Consider the following 16,492-nt stretch of genomic DNA (forward strand, 5'->3'; position numbering starts at 1 on the left):
TACGACTCACCTTCCTAGTTATAAAAAATTATTAGACACATAGAGGAGGAATTCAGAATGGGTAAGGAAAAATTCGACCGTTCTAAACCGCACGTTAACGTTGGTACAATCGGCCACGTCGACCACGGTAAAACAACTTTAACAGCAGCTATCTCAGCTGTACTTGCAAAAGCACAAGGTAAAGCTGCAACTAAGTTTGACCAAATCGATGGTGCTCCAGAAGAGCGCGAGCGCGGTATCACAATCGCAACAGCTCACATCGAGTACGAAACAGAAAAACGCCACTATGCACACGTTGACTGCCCAGGTCACGCTGACTATGTTAAAAACATGATCACTGGTGCTGCACAAATGGACGGCGCGATCCTCGTTGTTTCTGCAACAGATGGTCCAATGCCACAAACACGTGAACACATCTTGCTTTCACGTCAAGTAGGTGTTCCTTTCATCGTAGTATTCATGAACAAAGTTGACATGGTTGACGACGAAGAGCTTCTTGAGCTCGTCGAAATAGAAATCCGTGAGCTTCTTTCTGAGTACGACTTCCCAGGTGATGACCTCCCAGTTATCCAAGGTTCTGCTCTTGGCGCGCTTAACGGCGAAGCTAAATGGGAAGAAAAAATTCTTGAACTCATGGCAGCTGTCGATGAGTACATCCCAGAACCAACTCGTGACACTGAAAAAGACTTCATGATGCCAGTTGAGGATGTCTTCTCAATCACTGGTCGTGGTACAGTTGCTACTGGCCGCGTTGAGCGTGGAGTTCTTAAAGTCAACGACGAGATCGAAATCGTTGGTCTTCACGAAGAAACTAAAAAATCAGTATGTACTGGTGTAGAGATGTTCCGTAAGCTTCTTGACTATGCTGAAGCTGGCGACAACATCGGTGCTCTTCTCCGTGGTGTATCACGTGACGACATCGAGCGTGGACAAGTTCTCGCGAAACCAAACACAATCACACCACACAAAAAGTTCAAAGCGCAAGTTTACGTTCTTTCTAAAGAAGAGGGTGGCCGTCACACGCCATTCTTCGCGAACTACCGCCCGCAGTTCTACTTCCGTACAACTGACGTAACTGGTATGGTTCAACTTCCAGAAGGTACTGAAATGGTTATGCCTGGGGACAACATCGAAATGACTGTTGAACTCATCGCACCAATCGCTCTTGAAAAAGAAACTCGTTTCTCAATCCGTGAAGGTGGCCGTACAGTAGGCGCTGGATCAGTTACAGAAATCGTTGAGTAATTTTTAAGATAAAGGTCTTCCGTCTCCCGTGGCGGAAGACCTTTTTTCATTTCTTTGAAAACAGTCTTGCAACATGGTCTGACATCTTATATACTGAGGAAAGTGTTTGTGCGAGTGGTGAGAGACTTGAATACATATTCTATTTTATTAGTGCTTGCATTCTTGCTGGTGATTCAGTATGATAGAATATGTTGGTCACAAACACAACGCGATGAAGCGGGAGGTTATGACACACCAGGCGGCATTGCCATGGCTAGTGTGGAAATTTCCGCGGAGAATGTCTATTTACGAAATAGGCGAAAAGGAGGGAAATAACATGGCAAATGAAAAAATTCGGATCCGTTTGAAAGCATACGATCACCGCGTGCTTGATCAATCGGCTGAGAAGATTGTCGACACAGCAAAACGTTCAGGTGCTACTGTATCTGGTCCGATCCCACTCCCAACGGAGAAAGCGGTCTACACAGTACTTCGTGCCGTTCACAAGTACAAAGATGCTCGTGAGCAGTTCGAAATGCGTACACACAAACGTTTGATCGACATCGTTAACCCAACACCGAAAACTGTTGATGCGCTTATGCGTCTCGAACTTCCATCGGGCGTTGACATCGAAATCAAACTTTAATTTTTCTTCTATAGATAGTTGATACTAGCCAGAAGATCAAAATCATTCAATATTAGGAGGTGTATCTCATGGCTAAAGGAATCTTAGGAACTAAACTCGGTATGACACAAATCTTCAACGAGTCAGGCGAAGTCGTCCCTGTTACTGTCGTTTCAGTCGAAGGTAACGTTGTTCTTCAATTGAAAACAACGGAAGTTGACGGTTACGAAGCAGTCCAACTCGGCTTTGGTGATATCAAAGAAGGTCGTCAAAACAAACCGCAAAAAGGTCACGCTGCGAAAGCAAACGCGACACCTAAGCGCTTCATTAAAGAAATCCGTACATCAGTAGCAGATTTCGAAATCGGTCAAGAGATTAAAGCAGATACTTTTGCTGCAGGCGAAATGGTTGATGTAACAGGTACGTCGAAAGGTAAAGGTTTCGCTGGTGCAATCAAGCGTCACAACCAATCACGTGGTCCAATGGCTCACGGTTCGCGTTATCACCGTCGCCCAGGTTCAATGGGTCCTGTTGCTCCTAACCGTGTATTCAAAGGGAAATTGCTCCCTGGACGCATGGGTGGAGAGCAAATCACTGTTCAAAACCTTGAAATCGTAAAAGTTGATGCAGAACGCGGCTTACTCCTCGTCAAGGGTGCTATCCCAGGCGCACGTAAGAGCCAAGTTGTCATCAAATCTGCGGTTAAAGGCAACTAATCCGTTTGCAAGGAAAGGAGGAATAACGAATGCCTAAAGTAGCTTTGCTTAACCAAACAGGTACACAAGTTGGAGACATCGAGCTCGCAGATGCCGTTTTCGGAATCGAGCCAAATGAAGCAGTCGTATACGATGCAATCGTCATGCAACAAGCTTCACGTCGCCAAGGTACACATGATACAAAAGGTCGCTCGGAAGTTCGCGGTGGCGGCCGTAAACCATGGAAACAAAAAGGTACTGGTCGTGCACGCCAAGGTTCGATCCGTTCGCCACAATGGGTTGGCGGTGGAACAGTCTTCGGTCCAACACCACGTTCGTACGCTTACAAACTTCCTAAAAAGGTTCGTCGTCTCGCACTTCGTTCAGCACTTTCTTCGAAAGTCGCTAACAACGAGTTCATCGTTCTTGAAGGATTGACAATCGATGCTCCTAAAACTAAGGACATGATCGCAGTATTCGCTGCTCTTTCAATCGAACGTAAAGTTCTCGTCGTTACTGCTGATTACAACGAGTCAGTCGTTCTTTCAACACGCAACATCCCAGGTGTCACAGTCGTTGACGCTGCAGGTGTAAACGTCCTTGATCTTGTCGCTCATGACAAAGTCATCATTACGAAGGACGCTGTTGCGAGAGTAGAGGAGGTGCTTGCATAATGGCACACACACACGACATTATCAAACGTCCTGTCATTACTGAACGTTCAGTAAACCAAATGGCTGAGAAAAAGTACACATTCGAAGTAGACGTGAAGGCATCTAAGACTCAAATCAAAGATGCAGTTGAAGCGATCTTCGGAGTGAAAGTTGACAAAGTCAACACATTGATCTCAAAACCAAAAGCAAAACGCGTAGGTCGTCACGCTGGTTACACAGCACGCCGCAAAAAAGCGGTCGTCACGCTTACTGCAGATAGCAAAGAACTCGATTACCTCGGTTAATCGGAACTCTGTAGAAAAGGAGGGAACTCTCGATGGGAATTAAAAAGTTTAAACCGACCACTAACGGTCGTCGTAATATGACTGCACTCGACTTTGCTGAGATTACGGCTTCACGTCCTGAAAAATCGTTAACTGAAAAGCTTTCGAAAAAGGGCGGACGTAACAACCAAGGTCGCTTGACAGTACGTCACCAAGGTGGCGGACACAAACGTAAATATCGTATCATCGACTTCAAACGGAACAAGGATGGCATCGCTGGTCGTGTCGCTACAATTGAGTACGATCCAAACCGCTCTGCTAACATCGCATTGATCCACTACATCGATGGTGAAAAACGCTACATCCTCGCACCGAAAGGCTTGAAAGTAGACATGCAAGTCATGGCTGGACCAGAAGCTGACATTAAAGTCGGTAATGCTCTTCCACTTTCAAACATCCCAGTCGGTACGTTGATCCACAACATCGAACTTAAGCCAGGTAAAGGTGGTCAGCTCGTTCGCGCAGCTGGTACTTCTGCTCAGCTTCTCGGTAAAGATGGTAAATACGCAATCGTTCGTCTTCAATCAGGCGAAACTCGTATGATCCTTGCTACTTGCCGTGCAACAGTCGGCGCTGTCGGTAATGAAGAGCACGAGCTCGTCAATATCGGTAAAGCTGGTCGTTCACGCTGGCTCGGAAAACGTCCTACAGTTCGTGGTTCTGTCATGAACCCAGTCGATCACCCACACGGTGGTGGTGAAGGACGTGCTCCAATCGGTCGTTCGGGCCCACTTACTCCTTGGGGTAAACCGGCACTCGGCTACAAAACTCGTAAGAAAAACAAAGCGAGCGATAAATATATCGTCCGTCGTTCTAAAAAATAATTACATGATTTCTGGACGGTTCGTAGGAACCGTTCCTGAATCATGCCAAAGGGAGGTACAACTATGGGTCGCAGCTTGAAAAAAGGTCCATTCGCAGATCACCATCTGCTCGCTAAGGTTGATAAAGCCAACGAAGCTGGTGACAAACATGTCATCAAAACTTGGTCACGCCGCTCGACAATCTTCCCAGAGTTCATCGGTCACACGATCGCTGTCTACGATGGTCGTAAACACGTACCGGTTTACGTGACAGAAGATATGGTCGGTCACAAACTTGGTGAATTCGCTCCAACACGTTCTTACAAAGGACATGCTGGAAACGATAAGAAAACGAAACGTTAATCTGAGGGGAGGTACTCATTATGCAATCAAAAGCATCGGCTAATATGGTTCGCATTGCTCCTCGTAAGGCACGTCTCGTAGTAGACTTAATCCGCGGGAAGCAAATCGGCGAAGCACTTTCGATTCTTGCTTACACGAACAAGGCAGCAACGCCAATCGTTGAGAAAGTATTGAAATCGGCAATCGCGAACGCTGAGCACAACTTCGACATGAACATCGAAAACCTCGTAGTCACTGAGGCTTACGTAAACGAAGGTCCAACGCTCAAACGTTTCCGCCCACGTGCAATGGGTCGCGCAAGCCGCATCAACAAACGTACGAGCCACGTTCACATCGTGGTATCTGAAAAATAAGGAGGGATTACCGTGGGTCAGAAGATTAACCCAACTGGTCTTCGCGTAGGTATCATCAAAGACTGGGAATCACGTTGGTTCGCAGATAAAGACTATGCTGATCTCCTTCATGAAGACTACGTAGTTCGTGAATATATCGAAAAACGTCTTAAAGACGCTAGTGTCTCTAAAGTAGAAATCGAGCGCGCAGCTAACCGCTTGAACATCTCACTTCACACTGCTAAGCCTGGTATGGTTATCGGTAAAGGCGGTTCTGAAATCGAAACACTTCGTAAAGACATCACTAACCTTGCAAAAGGCAAACGCGTTCACGTTAACGTCGTTGAAGTGAAAAACCCGGATGCAGTTGCTAAGCTCGTCGCTGAGAACATCGCTCGCCAACTTGAAGGTCGCGTATCGTTCCGTCGTGCTATGAAGCAATCAATCCAACGCTCAATGCGTTCTGGTATCAAAGGAATCAAGACTGAAGTTTCTGGTCGTCTTGGTGGCGCTGATATCGCTCGTTCTGAGAAGTATTCGGAAGGAACAGTTCCACTTCATACACTCCGTGCAGACATCGATTACGGTACTGCAGAAGCTGATACAACTTACGGCAAAATTGGCGTAAAAGTATGGCTCCACCACGGTGAAGTGCTTCCTACGAAAAAAGCAGCAGCAAACGAAGAATAATCCACATCCGTCTAGGGAAGGAGGCAACACAACATGTTGTTACCAAAACGTGTAAAATATCGTCGTGTTCACCGCGGCAACATGCGTGGTAAAGCGAAACGTGGTACTACAGTACACTTCGGCGAGTTCGGTATCCAAGCTCAAGAAGCTAGCTGGATCACTAGCCGTCAAATCGAATCAGCGCGTATCGCGATGACTCGTTATATGAAACGTGGTGGTAAAGTGTGGATCAAGATCTTCCCACACAAGCCATACACTAAAAAACCTCTTGAAGTCCGAATGGGTTCAGGTAAAGGTGCTCCGGAGGGCTGGGTAGCAGTCGTCAAACCGGGTAAAGTAATGTTCGAAATCGCAGGAGTATCGGAAGAGATCGCACGCGAAGCTCTCCGTCTTGCATCACACAAACTTCCAGTAAAATGTAAGTTCGTAAAACGTGAAGAAAATGGTGGTGATACGAATGAAAGCAACTGATCTCCGTCAGCAAACAACTGAAGAGCTTAACGGTAAAGTCGGTTCGTGGAAAGAAGAGTTGTTCAACCTTCGTTTCCAACTCGCGACTGGTCAGCTTGAGAACCCTGCTCGTATCCGTGAAGTGCGCAAGTCGATTGCACGCGCGAAAACCGTTCTTCGTGAACGCGAACTCGGCATCAACAACGCATAATTCACTCGGATTCTGAGAGGAGGAACACTCAATGGAACGCACTAACAACCGCAAAGTGTTAACTGGACGCGTCGTTTCTGACAAAATGGACAAAACGATCGTAGTTACAGTTGAAACAAAAGTAAAGCACAAGCTTTACGGCAAACGCGTAAACTACTCTAAAAAGTACAAAGCGCATGATGAAAACAACACAGCTAAAATCGGTGATGTTGTACGCATTCAAGAAACACGTCCATTATCTAAGGACAAACGTTTCCGTCTCGTAGAAGTCATTGAAGAAGCAGTAATCATCTAAACTCTAATTAGTTCGGGTGAATAAACATCCGGAGGGAGGTACAATCGTATGATTCAACAAGAATCTCGCTTAAAAGTAGCAGACAACTCAGGAGCTCGTGAAGTCTTGACGATCAAAGTCCTCGGTGGTTCTGGTCGTAAAACTGCTAACATCGGTGACGTTATTGTTTGTACAGTAAAACAAGCAACACCAGGTGGCGTTGTCAAAAAAGGTGAAGTTGTACGCGCAGTAGTCGTTCGTACTAAACGTGGCGTTCGTCGTAAAGACGGTTCGTACATCCGTTTTGACGAAAACGCAGCAGTCATCATCAAAGATGACAAAAGCCCACGTGGCACACGTATCTTCGGACCAGTCGCACGCGAACTTCGTGAAAAAGACTTCATGAAGATCGTCTCGTTGGCACCGGAAGTACTTTAATTCCAAAGAATTCCTACAAGGAGGTGCTCTAACGATGCATGTCAAAAAAGGTGATAAAGTTCAGGTTATGACTGGTAAAGATAAAGGCAAACAAGGCGTTGTCCTTACAGCTATGCCTAAAAAAGATCGCGTAATCGTCGAAGGCGTTAACATGATCAAAAAACACTCAAAACCTTCTCAACTCAACCCGCAAGGCGGAATTGTCGAGAAAGAAGCACCGATTCACGTATCGAACGTTATGCTCATCGACCCTAAGACAGGTAACCCAACACGCGTTGGTTTCACTGTGGTTGACGGCAAGAAAGTACGTATCGCTAAAAAATCGGGCGAAGCTTTAGATAAATAAGAAGATTTAAAGAAAGGAGGTCCACTTTCTGATGAACCGTTTAAAAGCGAAATACCAAGACGAAATCGTCAAAGTAATGATGGAGAAATTCAATTACAGTTCTGTAATGCAAGCGCCGAAAGTCGATAAAATCGTAATCAACATGGGTGTTGGTGACGCTGTTACGAACTCTAAGGCACTTGACATGGCAGTTGAAGAGCTTCAGCTCCTCACTGGTCAGAAACCACTCATCACGAAAGCTAAGAAATCAATCGCTGGTTTCAAACTTCGTGAAGGTATGCCAATCGGTGCGAAGGTTACACTTCGTGGCGAGCGCATGTACGAATTCCTCGACAAGTTGATCAACGTGTCACTTCCACGTGTACGTGACTTCCGTGGCGTATCGAAAAAATCTTTCGATGGCCGTGGTAACTACACGCTAGGCGTGAAGGAACAATTGATCTTCCCAGAGATCGACTACGATCGCGTATCGAAAGTCCGTGGTATGGACATCGTTATCGTAACTACTGCTAACACGGATGAAGAGTCACGTGAGCTTCTCACAGCACTCGGCATGCCATTCCAAAAATAAGGGAGGTCGACAACATGGCTAAGAAATCAATGATCGCACGTGAAGTAAAACGTCAAGCACTCGTTGAGCGCTACGCTGAAAAACGCGCAGAATTGAAAGCACAAGGCGACTACATCGGCTTGAGCAAACTCCCACGTAACTCTTCAGCGGTTCGTTTACACAACCGTTGTAGTATCACTGGCCGTCCACACGGTTACATTGGTAAATTCGGTATCAGCCGTATTAAGTTCCGTGATCTTGCTCATAAAGGTCAAATCCCTGGTGTTAAAAAAGCAAGCTGGTAATTCATTAAAGTTGTGAAAGGAGGTACATCGCATGGTTATGACAGATCCGATTGCAGATATGCTTACACGCATTCGTAATGCAAACATGGTTCGCCATGAGAAGTTGGAAATGCCAGCTTCTACAATCAAACGTGAAGTCGCTGAAATCCTCAAACGTGAAGGTTTCATCCGCGATGTTGAATATCTCGAGGACAGCAAACAAGGTACGCTCCGCGTATTCCTTAAATACGGCGCAAGCAACGAGCGCGTCATCACTGGACTCAAACGTATCTCGAAACCAGGTCTTCGCGTTTACGCGAAAGCTGATGAAATCCCGAAAGTACTCGGTGGTCTCGGAATCGCTATCGTTTCAACATCTAAAGGTGTAATGACTGACAAAGAAGCTCGCCAACAAAAAGTCGGCGGCGAAGTGATCGCATACATCTGGTAATACACGCATAAAAAGAACGGAGGTGTCTTAAATGTCACGTATTGGTAAAAAGCCAGTCGTCATCCCAGCAGGCGTTACAGTAACAGTTGAAAACAACACGGTTACGGTAAAAGGTCCTAAAGGGGAACTCTCACGCGAGTTCAGCCCAGCTATGGCGATTAACGTAGAAGGTAATGAATTGACTGTCACTCGTCCGAACGACGAGAAAGCAAACCGTACGATCCACGGAACGACTCGTGCGCTTATCGCGAACATGGTCGAAGGTGTAAGCAACGGTTTCGCTAAGACACTCGATATCCAAGGTGTTGGTTACCGTGCACAAAAGCAAGGTAACAAAATCGTACTCAACCTCGGTTACTCACACCCAATCGAGTACACTCCGGAACAAGGCATCGAAGTCGAAGTTCCTACGAATACGCAACTCATCGTTCGCGGAATCAGCAAAGAACGTGTTGGTCACGTCGCTGCATTGATTCGTTCGTACCGTCAACCTGAGCCGTACAAAGGTAAAGGTATTCGTTACAGTGATGAAGTCGTTCGTCGTAAAGAAGGTAAAACAGGTAAGTAATTCGCGAATGCGAATTGACCGGAAAGGAGTGGCATAAATGATCTCAAAGGCAGATAAAAACGCTACGCGTAAAAAACGTCATGGTCGTGTCCGTCGTACAATCATCGGGACTGCAACACGTCCACGTATGAACGTATTCCGTTCGAACAAGAACATTTACGTACAAGTCATTGACGATGCAACACATGCAACACTCGCATCTGCATCATCACTCGACCTTGAAAAAGGCAACACGACTGACGCTGCGGCAGCAGTTGGTAAGCTCGCAGCTGAGCGCGCTCTTGAAAAAGGTATCGAAACAGTCGTTTTCGACCGTGGAGGATATCTCTATCATGGACGTATCAAAGCTGTAGCTGAAGCAGCTCGTGAAGCTGGTCTCAAATTCTAATAGAAAAGGAGGGAACCTCTACATGCGCCAGTTAGAAATTAACATGGATCAACTCGAAGAACGCGTTGTTACCGTAAACCGCGTCGCGAAAGTAGTAAAAGGTGGCCGTCGCTTCCGTTTTGCTGCCCTCGTCGTCGTTGGTGACAAGAATGGTCACGTAGGTTTCGGTACGGGTAAAGCTCAGGAAGTGCCTGAAGCGATCCGTAAAGCAATCGAAGATGCTAAGAAAAACATGGTTAACGTTCCAATCGTTAACACAACAATTCCACACGAAGTCAACGGTGTATTCGGTGCAGGTCACGTCTTCTTGAAGCCTGCTTCTGAAGGTACTGGAGTCATCGCTGGTGGTCCAGTTCGTGCGGTTCTCGAATTAGCGGGAATCAACGACATTCTTTCAAAATCACTTGGATCAAGCACTCCAATCAACATGGTTCGTGCGACTGTCGAAGGTCTCACATCACTCAAACGTGCTGAAGAAGTTGCGAAACTCCGCGGTAAAACCGTCGAAGAACTTCGCGGTTAAGAAAGGGAGGGAAAACAGATGGCGAAACTCGCAGTTACCCTCACACGCAGCATGATCGGTCGTCCGGAGAACCAACGCGTTACTACTCGTACGCTTGGTCTCCGTAAGATGCACCAGACTGTTGTCGTACCTGACAACGCTGCTATGCGTGGGATGATTAACCACGTGTCACACTTAGTGACAGTAAAAGAAATTCAAGAGTAATAGTTCGATATAATTTTATGAGGAGGTGCCCCACTATGAAACTCCATGAATTGAAACCAGCTGCTGGTTCACGTTCAGAACGCAACCGTGTAGGTCGCGGTATGTCTTCTGGTAACGGTAAGACTTCTGGCCGTGGTCACAAAGGTCAAAAAGCTCGTTCAGGCGGTGGTGTTCGTCCAGGTTTCGAAGGTGGACAAAACCCACTTTACCGTCGTTTACCAAAACGCGGCTTCAACAACCCAACTCGTAAAGAGTTCGCGGTCATTAACCTTGACACACTCAACCGTTTTGAAGAAGGAACTGAAGTCACTCCAGAACTTCTTGTCGAGACTCGTGCAGTCAAAGGCATGAAAGACGGCGTGAAAATTCTTTCTAACGGTAAGATCGAAAAGAAACTAACAGTCAAAGCTCATAAGTTCTCCGACGCTGCGAAGCAAGCAATCGAAGCTGCCGGCGGTACGGTTGAGGTGATCTAATGTTTCAAGCGATCTCCAATATGTGGCGCGTAGCTGACATTCGTCGGCGCATTCTCTTTACCTTGGCATTGGTTATCGTGTTCCGGATTGGAGCACATATCCCGGTGCCGATGGTAAACACGGAAGTGTTCAAGATTGACCAGAATGGTATTCTTGGTTTCTTGAACTCGTTCGGCGGGAATGCTTTGCAGAATTTCTCACTCTTTGCGATGGGAATCATGCCGTATATCACGGCCTCGATCGTTGTCCAACTCTTACAGATGGACGTTGTTCCAAAGTTTGCCGAATGGGCAAAACAAGGAGAGGCGGGCCGTAAGAAGTTAGCAACGGTAACGCGCTATGGAACGATCGTACTCGGCTTAGTCCAAGCGTTTGGAATCGCGCTTGGATTTAACCGTATCTACCCAGGTCTTGTCGACGAACAGTTCGGCACCTGGACATACGTTATGATTGCACTCGTATTGACAGCGGGAACAGCATTCTTGATGTTCCTCGGTGAACTCATCACGGAGAAGGGCATTGGTAACGGGATATCAATGATCATCTTCGCTGGGATCGTCGCGGGCTTCCCGAATGCATTCCGCCAGATTTACGAAACGAAGCTCCAAAATGCAGGGGATGCTTTGTTTGTAAACGTGCTTTATATCGTACTCTTGCTTTTAATCATCATCGCGGTCATCGTCGGAGTCATTTATGTTCAGCAAGCTGCACGTAAGATTCCGATTCAGTACGCTAAGCGTACGGTGAACCGGACACCAGTTGGCGGTCAATCGGCACACTTGCCGATCAAATTGAACGCTGCCGGTGTTATTCCAGTCATCTTCGCGGTGTCGTTCATGGTGACGCCACCAACGATTGCGAGTTTCTTTGCAAGTCCGGAGACGGCAACGAAGATCCGTGACATCTTCGACTACACGAGTCCAATTGGTATGTCGATCTATGTGGCACTGATCATCGCGTTCTCGTACTTCTACACATTCGTTCAGGTTAACCCGGAACAAATGGCAGAGAACCTTCAAAAACAAGGCGGATACATTCCTGGTATTCGTCCTGGTAAGCAAACGGAGCAGTACATCACGAAGATTCTATACCGTCTGACATTCTTCGGTTCACTCTTCCTCGCTGTCATCGCGGTGACGCCGACATTCTTTATTAAGTTTGCTGGCTTACCGAACTCGGTGCAGATTGGTGGAACGAGCTTGTTGATCGTCATCGGTGTAGGACTAGAGACGATGAAACAGATTGAAAGTCAATTGGTTAAACGACACTACAAAGGCTTTATCCGATAAGGCGGGAGGAAGGGGACCATCCCTTTCCTTTCTGTTGTGTCTATAGAGCTATAGAAGTGGAGGCTACCGACATGAATCTAGTATTGATGGGTTTGCCGGGTGCTGGTAAAGGAACGCAGGCTGCGAAAATCATCGAAGACTATGCGATTCCCCACATCTCGACAGGCGACATGTTCCGCGCGGCGATCAAAGATTCAACGCCACTCGGACAAGAAGCGAAATCATACATGGATAAAGGGGAACTCGTTCCGGACGAAGTCACAATCGGCATCGTACGTGAGCGTCTCGCCAAAGAAGACTGTGCAAATGGTTTTCTCCTTGACGGTTTCCCACGCACAGTGAAACAAGCAGATGCTCTTGAAGCATTACTTGAAGATCTGGGCAAACAAATTGATCACGTCATCCACATCGGTGTAGACCCGGAGAAACTTGTCCCTCGTTTGACAGGTCGCCGGATTTGCCCAACTTGCGGAGCAACGTATCATGTTCTCTACAACCCACCAAAAGTGGAGGGGATCTGTGATATCGACGGATCAGCACTTGTACAACGTGAAGATGACCAAGAGGAGACAGTACGTCGTCGCTTGGAAGTCAACGTCGCTCAAGCGCAACCTTTGATTGACTTTTACGCAGAAAAAGGGTATCTTCGTAATTTGGACGGTGATCGTCCAATCAACGATGTATATTCCGATGTTCAGGCACTCCTTGGTGATCAGTAATGATCATCACGAAAGCGCCGCGTGAAATCGACATCATGCGTAAAGCAGGACAAATCGTCGCCCGGACGCATAAGGAGCTTCAAGCTCACATTCGCCCAGGTATCACGACGGGGCAACTCGACGCGATCGCTGAACGCTATATTCGAAGTCAAGGGGCAACACCATCGTTTAAAGGGTATAATGGTTTCACGGGTAGCATCTGTGCTTCCGTGAACGAAGAGCTTGTCCATGGTATTCCGGGAGATCGTGTACTTCAGGACGGTGACATCATCTCGATTGACATCGGAGCAGAGTACAATGGGTATCACGGAGATTCAGCCTGGACATATCCGGTAGGTACAATCTCTGAAGAGACGAAGCGGTTACTTGACGTAACTGAAGAATCTCTGTATAAAGGATTGGAGCGCGCCAAAGCTGGCGTGCACCTGACAGATATTTCGCATGCGATTCAGTCACATGTTGAAGCTGCGAATTTTTCTGTAGTCCGCGAATATGTGGGCCACGGCGTGGGACAAAATTTGCATGAAGATCCGCAAATTCCACATTATGGACCACCGGGGAAAGGGCCGCGCCTGAAAACCGGCATGACACTGGCAATTGAGCCAATGGTCAATGTCGGGAAACGCTATGTTCGCACACTATCCGACAATTGGACGGTAGTGACGGTGGACGGTAGCATGTGCGCCCACTTTGAGCACACCATCGCCATCACAGACGACGGCTACGAGATCTTAACGGTCGATGCAGAGTGAGCTGTGCGCGTTATTGGTGTCACCTTTCTATAAGCCAGTATCCACTCGTGTTTGTGACCGATGATCTCTCAATGGCTCTTGTAGAAAGCCCCTAGCGCTACAAATCGTCTGGGCTCCCAATCAACTTTATAGAGAAAGGGGTATAATTGATGGCGAAACAAGATGTAATCGAAGTGGAAGGTACGGTTATCGAGCCGCTTCCAAACGCGATGTTTAAGGTGGAGTTAGAAAACGGCCACACGGTCCTCGCGCACGTCTCAGGAAAAATTCGGATGCACTTCATTCGGATCTTGCCAGGAGATAAAGTAACGGTTGAGTTGTCACCATACGACTTGACTCGCGGACGGATCACATACCGTTTCAAATAAAAACTCCGATTTTTTCAGGAGGAGGTATTCACAATGAAAGTAAGACCTTCGGTTAAACCGATCTGTGAAAAATGTAAAGTTATCCGCCGTAAAGGCAAAGTAATGGTTATTTGCGAAAACCCTAAGCATAAACAAAAACAAGGGTAATTAAACAAGGAGGTGCACACATGGCACGTATTGCTGGTGTAGATATTCCACGTGAGAAACGCATCGTCATCTCACTCACTTACATCTATGGTGTTGGTAAAACGACTGCTCAAAAAGTCTTGAAAGAAACTGGTATCTCTGAAGATACTCGTACTCGCGACTTGACTGAGGAACAATTGAACCAACTTCGTGATGGTTTAGACAAAATCAAAGTTGAGGGTGACCTTCGTCGTGAAATCTCACTCAACATCAAACGTTTGATCGAAATCGGTTGCTACCGTGGTGTTCGTCACCGTCGTGGTCTTCCAGTTCGTGGTCAAAACACTAAAAACAACTCGCGTACTCGTAAAGGCCCACGCCGTACAGTAGCGAACAAGAAGAAGTAAGGGAGGGTAAACTAAGATGGCAAAACGCAAACAGAACGTTCGTAGTAAACGTAAAGTCAAAAAGAATATTGAATCTGGTATCGTGCATATCCGTTCAACATTCAACAACACGATCGTTACGATCACTGATATGCAAGGGAATGCAATCTCTTGGGCAACTGCAGGTAACATGGGCTTCAAAGGCTCACGTAAATCGACTCCTTTCGCTGCACAAATGGCATCTGAAACAGCTGCTAAAACAGCAATGGATAACGGTATGCGTACTGTAGAAGTTAACGTTAAAGGTCCTGGTGCAGGTCGTGAAGCAGCTATCCGTGCTCTTCAAGCAATCGGTCTCGAAGTCACTGCAATCCGTGACGTTACTCCAGTACCACACAACGGTTGCCGCCCTCCAAAACGTCGTCGCGTGTAACCCGTCTTGTACTGCAGAGCGGGGATTCGAGTAGACTTTTGTTGATCGTTTGACCAAGCAAGGCAGTAGAAACGTACACAAGGCGGTTGGCGATTGAACGCGATGGCCAACATGACGATATTCAAGGAGGGGTTCAGATGATCGAAATCGAAAAACCGAAGATTGAAACGATCGAGTTAAGCGAGAATGCTACGTTTGGTAAATTCGTAGTTGAGCCGCTTGAGCGTGGATTCGGTACAACGCTTGGTAACTCATTGCGTCGTATCCTATTGTCTTCACTTCCGGGTGCTGCAGTCACTGCAGTCCAAATCGATGGCGTTCTTCATGAGTTCTCGACGATTGATGGCGTTGTAGAAGACGTTACCCAAATCATCTTGAACCTTAAGAAACTCGCCCTCAAAGTGTACTCGGAAGAAGAGAAAACGCTTGAGATCGATATTCAAGGCGCTGGTGTTGTCACTGCTGCGAACATTACGCATGACAGCGACGTCGAAATCCTCAACCCAGAACTTCACATCGCAACGCTTGCAGAAGGTGCATCACTTCATATGCGTCTTACAGCACGCCGTGGTCGTGGGTATGTTCAGGCTGAAGATAACAAACGGGACGATATGCCAATCGGTGTAATCCCAATCGACTCGATTTACACGCCAATTCAACGTGTAAATTATCAAGTTGAAAAAACACGTGTCGGTCAAGATGCGAGCTTCGATAAGTTGACGCTTGATGTTTGGACGGACGGTTCAATCCGCCCTGAAGAAGCAGTGTCACTCGGTGCGAAAATCATGACAGAACACTTAAACATCTTTGTTGGTCTTACGGACGAAGCGCTCCATGCTGAAATCATGGTCGAAAAGGAAGAAGATCAAAAAGAAAAAGTACTCGAAATGACGATCGAAGAACTCGATCTCTCAGTTCGTTCGTACAACTGTTTGAAACGCGCTGGTATCAACACGGTTCAAGAACTCGCGAACAAGAGCGAAGACGAGATGATGAAAGTCCGTAACCTCGGACGTAAATCACTCGAGGAAGTTCAAGCGAAACTCGACGAACTCGGACTAGGCTTGCGCAAAGAAGACTAATACTATTAATTGCACGAAGGAGGGAATCCATCCATGGCATACTCGAAATTAGGCCGTACAAGCTCACAACGTAAGGCACTTTTGCGTGACCTTGCGACTGATCTCATCATCAATGAGCGTATCCAAACTACAGAACAAAAAGCGAAGGAACTTCGTCCAGTCGTAGAGAAACTCATCACTTTAGGTAAACGCGGTGATCTCCACGCTCGTCGTCAAGTTGCATCGTTCGTTCGCCGTGAAGCTGCTGGTCAAAACGCAGAGGGCAAAGCACAAGACGCGATCCAAAAATTATTCGCTGATGTGGCTCCACGTTTTGCTGAGCGTCAAGGTGGTTACACACGCATCATGAAAATGGGACCACGTCGTGGTGACGGCGCAGAAATGGTCATCATCGAACTCGTTTAATCCTCATTAAATGATTCGCCATAAAAGGGCAGTGCGTATC

Annotated in this window: 31 protein-coding genes; all 31 read left to right on the forward strand. The window is 46.9% G+C overall.

Features of this window, described 5'->3' with window-relative positions; all coding sequences use genetic code 11:
* Positions 1–57: 57 nt before the first annotated feature.
* The 31 genes from tuf to rplQ all read left to right on the forward strand — a co-directional run bounded on the left by tuf (position 58) and on the right by rplQ (position 16,452).
* The gene (tuf, locus tag MKY22_RS00670; protein ID WP_341085854.1) at positions 58–1,245 is read left to right on the forward strand and encodes an elongation factor Tu; all 1,188 of its coding nucleotides are present in this window, start codon (positions 58–60) and stop codon (positions 1,243–1,245) included.
* A gap of 316 nt (positions 1,246–1,561) precedes the next feature.
* Complete coding sequence (gene rpsJ, locus MKY22_RS00675) at positions 1,562–1,870, forward strand: 30S ribosomal protein S10 (RefSeq protein ID WP_029343090.1); 309 nt, start codon at positions 1,562–1,564, stop codon at positions 1,868–1,870.
* 68 nt (positions 1,871–1,938) lie between these two features.
* Complete coding sequence (gene rplC / locus MKY22_RS00680; protein ID WP_058705174.1) at positions 1,939–2,565, forward strand: 50S ribosomal protein L3; 627 nt, start codon at positions 1,939–1,941, stop codon at positions 2,563–2,565.
* A gap of 29 nt (positions 2,566–2,594) precedes the next feature.
* Entirely contained in the window at positions 2,595–3,218 is a 624-nt protein-coding gene (rplD, locus tag MKY22_RS00685; protein ID WP_023466630.1) for a 50S ribosomal protein L4, read from the forward strand.
* Positions 3,218–3,502 carry a 50S ribosomal protein L23 gene (gene rplW, locus MKY22_RS00690; protein WP_023466631.1) on the forward strand — a complete coding sequence of 95 codons (285 nt, stop codon included), beginning with the start codon at positions 3,218–3,220 and terminating at the stop codon, positions 3,500–3,502. The genes rplD and rplW overlap by 1 nt, the downstream gene beginning before the upstream one ends.
* A 32-nt stretch (positions 3,503–3,534) precedes the next feature.
* Complete coding sequence (gene rplB, locus MKY22_RS00695; RefSeq protein WP_023466632.1) at positions 3,535–4,365, forward strand: 50S ribosomal protein L2; 831 nt, start codon at positions 3,535–3,537, stop codon at positions 4,363–4,365.
* Positions 4,366–4,428: 63 nt separating this feature from the next.
* Positions 4,429–4,707 (forward strand): 30S ribosomal protein S19, encoded by a 279-nt coding sequence (gene rpsS / locus MKY22_RS00700; RefSeq protein WP_012369013.1) that lies wholly within the window; start codon positions 4,429–4,431, stop codon positions 4,705–4,707.
* Positions 4,708–4,727: 20 nt separating this feature from the next.
* Positions 4,728–5,060, forward strand: coding sequence for a 50S ribosomal protein L22 (gene rplV / locus MKY22_RS00705; protein ID WP_012369014.1), 333 nt, complete (start codon positions 4,728–4,730; stop codon positions 5,058–5,060).
* A 12-nt stretch (positions 5,061–5,072) separates the two neighbouring features.
* On the forward strand, positions 5,073–5,729 hold the full coding sequence (rpsC, locus tag MKY22_RS00710; protein WP_023466633.1) for a 30S ribosomal protein S3: 657 nt from the start codon (positions 5,073–5,075) through the stop codon (positions 5,727–5,729).
* Between the two features lie 33 nt (positions 5,730–5,762).
* A complete protein-coding gene (gene rplP, locus MKY22_RS00715; RefSeq protein WP_012369016.1) occupies positions 5,763–6,200 on the forward strand; it encodes a 50S ribosomal protein L16 in 438 nt (145 codons plus the stop codon).
* Complete coding sequence (rpmC, locus tag MKY22_RS00720; RefSeq protein WP_012369017.1) at positions 6,187–6,390, forward strand: 50S ribosomal protein L29; 204 nt, start codon at positions 6,187–6,189, stop codon at positions 6,388–6,390. Before rplP ends, rpmC begins: the two co-directional genes overlap by 14 nt.
* Before the next feature lie 31 nt (positions 6,391–6,421).
* The gene (gene rpsQ / locus MKY22_RS00725) at positions 6,422–6,685 is read left to right on the forward strand and encodes a 30S ribosomal protein S17 (RefSeq protein WP_023466634.1); all 264 of its coding nucleotides are present in this window, start codon (positions 6,422–6,424) and stop codon (positions 6,683–6,685) included.
* 48 nt (positions 6,686–6,733) lie between these two features.
* A complete protein-coding gene (rplN, locus tag MKY22_RS00730; protein ID WP_012369019.1) occupies positions 6,734–7,102 on the forward strand; it encodes a 50S ribosomal protein L14 in 369 nt (122 codons plus the stop codon).
* Positions 7,103–7,136: 34 nt separating this feature from the next.
* Entirely contained in the window at positions 7,137–7,448 is a 312-nt protein-coding gene (gene rplX, locus MKY22_RS00735) for a 50S ribosomal protein L24 (protein WP_012369020.1), read from the forward strand.
* A gap of 31 nt (positions 7,449–7,479) precedes the next feature.
* Entirely contained in the window at positions 7,480–8,019 is a 540-nt protein-coding gene (gene rplE, locus MKY22_RS00740) for a 50S ribosomal protein L5 (RefSeq protein ID WP_023466635.1), read from the forward strand.
* 14 nt (positions 8,020–8,033) lie between these two features.
* Complete coding sequence (rpsN, locus tag MKY22_RS00745; protein WP_023466636.1) at positions 8,034–8,303, forward strand: 30S ribosomal protein S14; 270 nt, start codon at positions 8,034–8,036, stop codon at positions 8,301–8,303.
* A gap of 31 nt (positions 8,304–8,334) precedes the next feature.
* Positions 8,335–8,733, forward strand: a complete 399-nt coding sequence (rpsH, locus tag MKY22_RS00750; RefSeq protein WP_012369023.1) for a 30S ribosomal protein S8 — start codon at positions 8,335–8,337, stop codon at positions 8,731–8,733.
* 31 nt (positions 8,734–8,764) lie between these two features.
* The gene (rplF, locus tag MKY22_RS00755) at positions 8,765–9,301 is read left to right on the forward strand and encodes a 50S ribosomal protein L6 (RefSeq protein WP_058705173.1); all 537 of its coding nucleotides are present in this window, start codon (positions 8,765–8,767) and stop codon (positions 9,299–9,301) included.
* 37 nt (positions 9,302–9,338) lie between these two features.
* Entirely contained in the window at positions 9,339–9,689 is a 351-nt protein-coding gene (gene rplR, locus MKY22_RS00760) for a 50S ribosomal protein L18 (RefSeq protein WP_023466638.1), read from the forward strand.
* 22 nt (positions 9,690–9,711) lie between these two features.
* Positions 9,712–10,212 carry a 30S ribosomal protein S5 gene (gene rpsE, locus MKY22_RS00765; RefSeq protein ID WP_023466639.1) on the forward strand — a complete coding sequence of 167 codons (501 nt, stop codon included), beginning with the start codon at positions 9,712–9,714 and terminating at the stop codon, positions 10,210–10,212.
* Between the two features lie 18 nt (positions 10,213–10,230).
* Complete coding sequence (gene rpmD, locus MKY22_RS00770) at positions 10,231–10,416, forward strand: 50S ribosomal protein L30 (RefSeq protein WP_023466640.1); 186 nt, start codon at positions 10,231–10,233, stop codon at positions 10,414–10,416.
* A gap of 35 nt (positions 10,417–10,451) precedes the next feature.
* Positions 10,452–10,892, forward strand: a complete 441-nt coding sequence (gene rplO, locus MKY22_RS00775; RefSeq protein WP_035399353.1) for a 50S ribosomal protein L15 — start codon at positions 10,452–10,454, stop codon at positions 10,890–10,892.
* Entirely contained in the window at positions 10,892–12,181 is a 1,290-nt protein-coding gene (gene secY, locus MKY22_RS00780) for a preprotein translocase subunit SecY (RefSeq protein ID WP_058705172.1), read from the forward strand. The genes rplO and secY overlap by 1 nt, the downstream gene beginning before the upstream one ends.
* 71 nt (positions 12,182–12,252) lie before the next feature.
* Positions 12,253–12,900, forward strand: a complete 648-nt coding sequence (locus tag MKY22_RS00785; RefSeq protein ID WP_023466643.1) for an adenylate kinase — start codon at positions 12,253–12,255, stop codon at positions 12,898–12,900.
* On the forward strand, positions 12,900–13,652 hold the full coding sequence (gene map, locus MKY22_RS00790; RefSeq protein ID WP_023466644.1) for a type I methionyl aminopeptidase: 753 nt from the start codon (positions 12,900–12,902) through the stop codon (positions 13,650–13,652). Before MKY22_RS00785 ends, map begins: the two co-directional genes overlap by 1 nt.
* 149 nt (positions 13,653–13,801) lie before the next feature.
* Complete coding sequence (infA, locus tag MKY22_RS00795) at positions 13,802–14,020, forward strand: translation initiation factor IF-1 (protein WP_012369032.1); 219 nt, start codon at positions 13,802–13,804, stop codon at positions 14,018–14,020.
* Positions 14,021–14,053: 33 nt separating this feature from the next.
* Positions 14,054–14,167, forward strand: a complete 114-nt coding sequence (gene rpmJ / locus MKY22_RS00800) for a 50S ribosomal protein L36 (RefSeq protein ID WP_003156543.1) — start codon at positions 14,054–14,056, stop codon at positions 14,165–14,167.
* A gap of 20 nt (positions 14,168–14,187) precedes the next feature.
* Positions 14,188–14,553, forward strand: coding sequence for a 30S ribosomal protein S13 (rpsM, locus tag MKY22_RS00805; protein ID WP_023466646.1), 366 nt, complete (start codon positions 14,188–14,190; stop codon positions 14,551–14,553).
* A 16-nt stretch (positions 14,554–14,569) separates the two neighbouring features.
* Positions 14,570–14,965: a 30S ribosomal protein S11 gene (rpsK, locus tag MKY22_RS00810; RefSeq protein WP_023466647.1), complete on the forward strand. Its 396-nt coding sequence runs from the start codon at positions 14,570–14,572 to the stop codon at positions 14,963–14,965.
* A 137-nt stretch (positions 14,966–15,102) separates the two neighbouring features.
* Positions 15,103–16,047 carry a DNA-directed RNA polymerase subunit alpha gene (locus tag MKY22_RS00815; protein WP_023466648.1) on the forward strand — a complete coding sequence of 315 codons (945 nt, stop codon included), beginning with the start codon at positions 15,103–15,105 and terminating at the stop codon, positions 16,045–16,047.
* A gap of 33 nt (positions 16,048–16,080) precedes the next feature.
* On the forward strand, positions 16,081–16,452 hold the full coding sequence (gene rplQ / locus MKY22_RS00820) for a 50S ribosomal protein L17 (protein ID WP_023466649.1): 372 nt from the start codon (positions 16,081–16,083) through the stop codon (positions 16,450–16,452).
* Positions 16,453–16,492 lie beyond the last annotated feature (40 nt).

The organism is Exiguobacterium sp. FSL W8-0210 (genome assembly GCF_038006045.1).
Classification (GTDB): domain Bacteria; phylum Bacillota; class Bacilli; order Exiguobacteriales; family Exiguobacteriaceae; genus Exiguobacterium_A.

Coding starts and splice junctions, on each gene's coding strand:
- tuf (WP_341085854.1), top strand. CDS start 58: ATGGGTAAGGAAAAATTCGACCGTTCTAAACCGCACGTTAACGTTGGT.
- rpsJ (WP_029343090.1), top strand. CDS start 1,562: ATGGCAAATGAAAAAATTCGGATCCGTTTGAAAGCATACGATCACCGC.
- rplC (WP_058705174.1), top strand. CDS start 1,939: ATGGCTAAAGGAATCTTAGGAACTAAACTCGGTATGACACAAATCTTC.
- rplD (WP_023466630.1), top strand. CDS start 2,595: ATGCCTAAAGTAGCTTTGCTTAACCAAACAGGTACACAAGTTGGAGAC.
- rplW (WP_023466631.1), top strand. CDS start 3,218: ATGGCACACACACACGACATTATCAAACGTCCTGTCATTACTGAACGT.
- rplB (WP_023466632.1), top strand. CDS start 3,535: ATGGGAATTAAAAAGTTTAAACCGACCACTAACGGTCGTCGTAATATG.
- rpsS (WP_012369013.1), top strand. CDS start 4,429: ATGGGTCGCAGCTTGAAAAAAGGTCCATTCGCAGATCACCATCTGCTC.
- rplV (WP_012369014.1), top strand. CDS start 4,728: ATGCAATCAAAAGCATCGGCTAATATGGTTCGCATTGCTCCTCGTAAG.
- rplP (WP_012369016.1), top strand. CDS start 5,763: ATGTTGTTACCAAAACGTGTAAAATATCGTCGTGTTCACCGCGGCAAC.
- rpmC (WP_012369017.1), top strand. CDS start 6,187: ATGAAAGCAACTGATCTCCGTCAGCAAACAACTGAAGAGCTTAACGGT.
- rpsQ (WP_023466634.1), top strand. CDS start 6,422: ATGGAACGCACTAACAACCGCAAAGTGTTAACTGGACGCGTCGTTTCT.
- rplN (WP_012369019.1), top strand. CDS start 6,734: ATGATTCAACAAGAATCTCGCTTAAAAGTAGCAGACAACTCAGGAGCT.
- rplX (WP_012369020.1), top strand. CDS start 7,137: ATGCATGTCAAAAAAGGTGATAAAGTTCAGGTTATGACTGGTAAAGAT.
- rplE (WP_023466635.1), top strand. CDS start 7,480: ATGAACCGTTTAAAAGCGAAATACCAAGACGAAATCGTCAAAGTAATG.
- rpsN (WP_023466636.1), top strand. CDS start 8,034: ATGGCTAAGAAATCAATGATCGCACGTGAAGTAAAACGTCAAGCACTC.
- rpsH (WP_012369023.1), top strand. CDS start 8,335: ATGGTTATGACAGATCCGATTGCAGATATGCTTACACGCATTCGTAAT.
- rplF (WP_058705173.1), top strand. CDS start 8,765: ATGTCACGTATTGGTAAAAAGCCAGTCGTCATCCCAGCAGGCGTTACA.
- rplR (WP_023466638.1), top strand. CDS start 9,339: ATGATCTCAAAGGCAGATAAAAACGCTACGCGTAAAAAACGTCATGGT.
- rpsE (WP_023466639.1), top strand. CDS start 9,712: ATGCGCCAGTTAGAAATTAACATGGATCAACTCGAAGAACGCGTTGTT.
- rpmD (WP_023466640.1), top strand. CDS start 10,231: ATGGCGAAACTCGCAGTTACCCTCACACGCAGCATGATCGGTCGTCCG.
- rplO (WP_035399353.1), top strand. CDS start 10,452: ATGAAACTCCATGAATTGAAACCAGCTGCTGGTTCACGTTCAGAACGC.
- secY (WP_058705172.1), top strand. CDS start 10,892: ATGTTTCAAGCGATCTCCAATATGTGGCGCGTAGCTGACATTCGTCGG.
- MKY22_RS00785 (WP_023466643.1), top strand. CDS start 12,253: ATGAATCTAGTATTGATGGGTTTGCCGGGTGCTGGTAAAGGAACGCAG.
- map (WP_023466644.1), top strand. CDS start 12,900: ATGATCATCACGAAAGCGCCGCGTGAAATCGACATCATGCGTAAAGCA.
- infA (WP_012369032.1), top strand. CDS start 13,802: ATGGCGAAACAAGATGTAATCGAAGTGGAAGGTACGGTTATCGAGCCG.
- rpmJ (WP_003156543.1), top strand. CDS start 14,054: ATGAAAGTAAGACCTTCGGTTAAACCGATCTGTGAAAAATGTAAAGTT.
- rpsM (WP_023466646.1), top strand. CDS start 14,188: ATGGCACGTATTGCTGGTGTAGATATTCCACGTGAGAAACGCATCGTC.
- rpsK (WP_023466647.1), top strand. CDS start 14,570: ATGGCAAAACGCAAACAGAACGTTCGTAGTAAACGTAAAGTCAAAAAG.
- MKY22_RS00815 (WP_023466648.1), top strand. CDS start 15,103: ATGATCGAAATCGAAAAACCGAAGATTGAAACGATCGAGTTAAGCGAG.
- rplQ (WP_023466649.1), top strand. CDS start 16,081: ATGGCATACTCGAAATTAGGCCGTACAAGCTCACAACGTAAGGCACTT.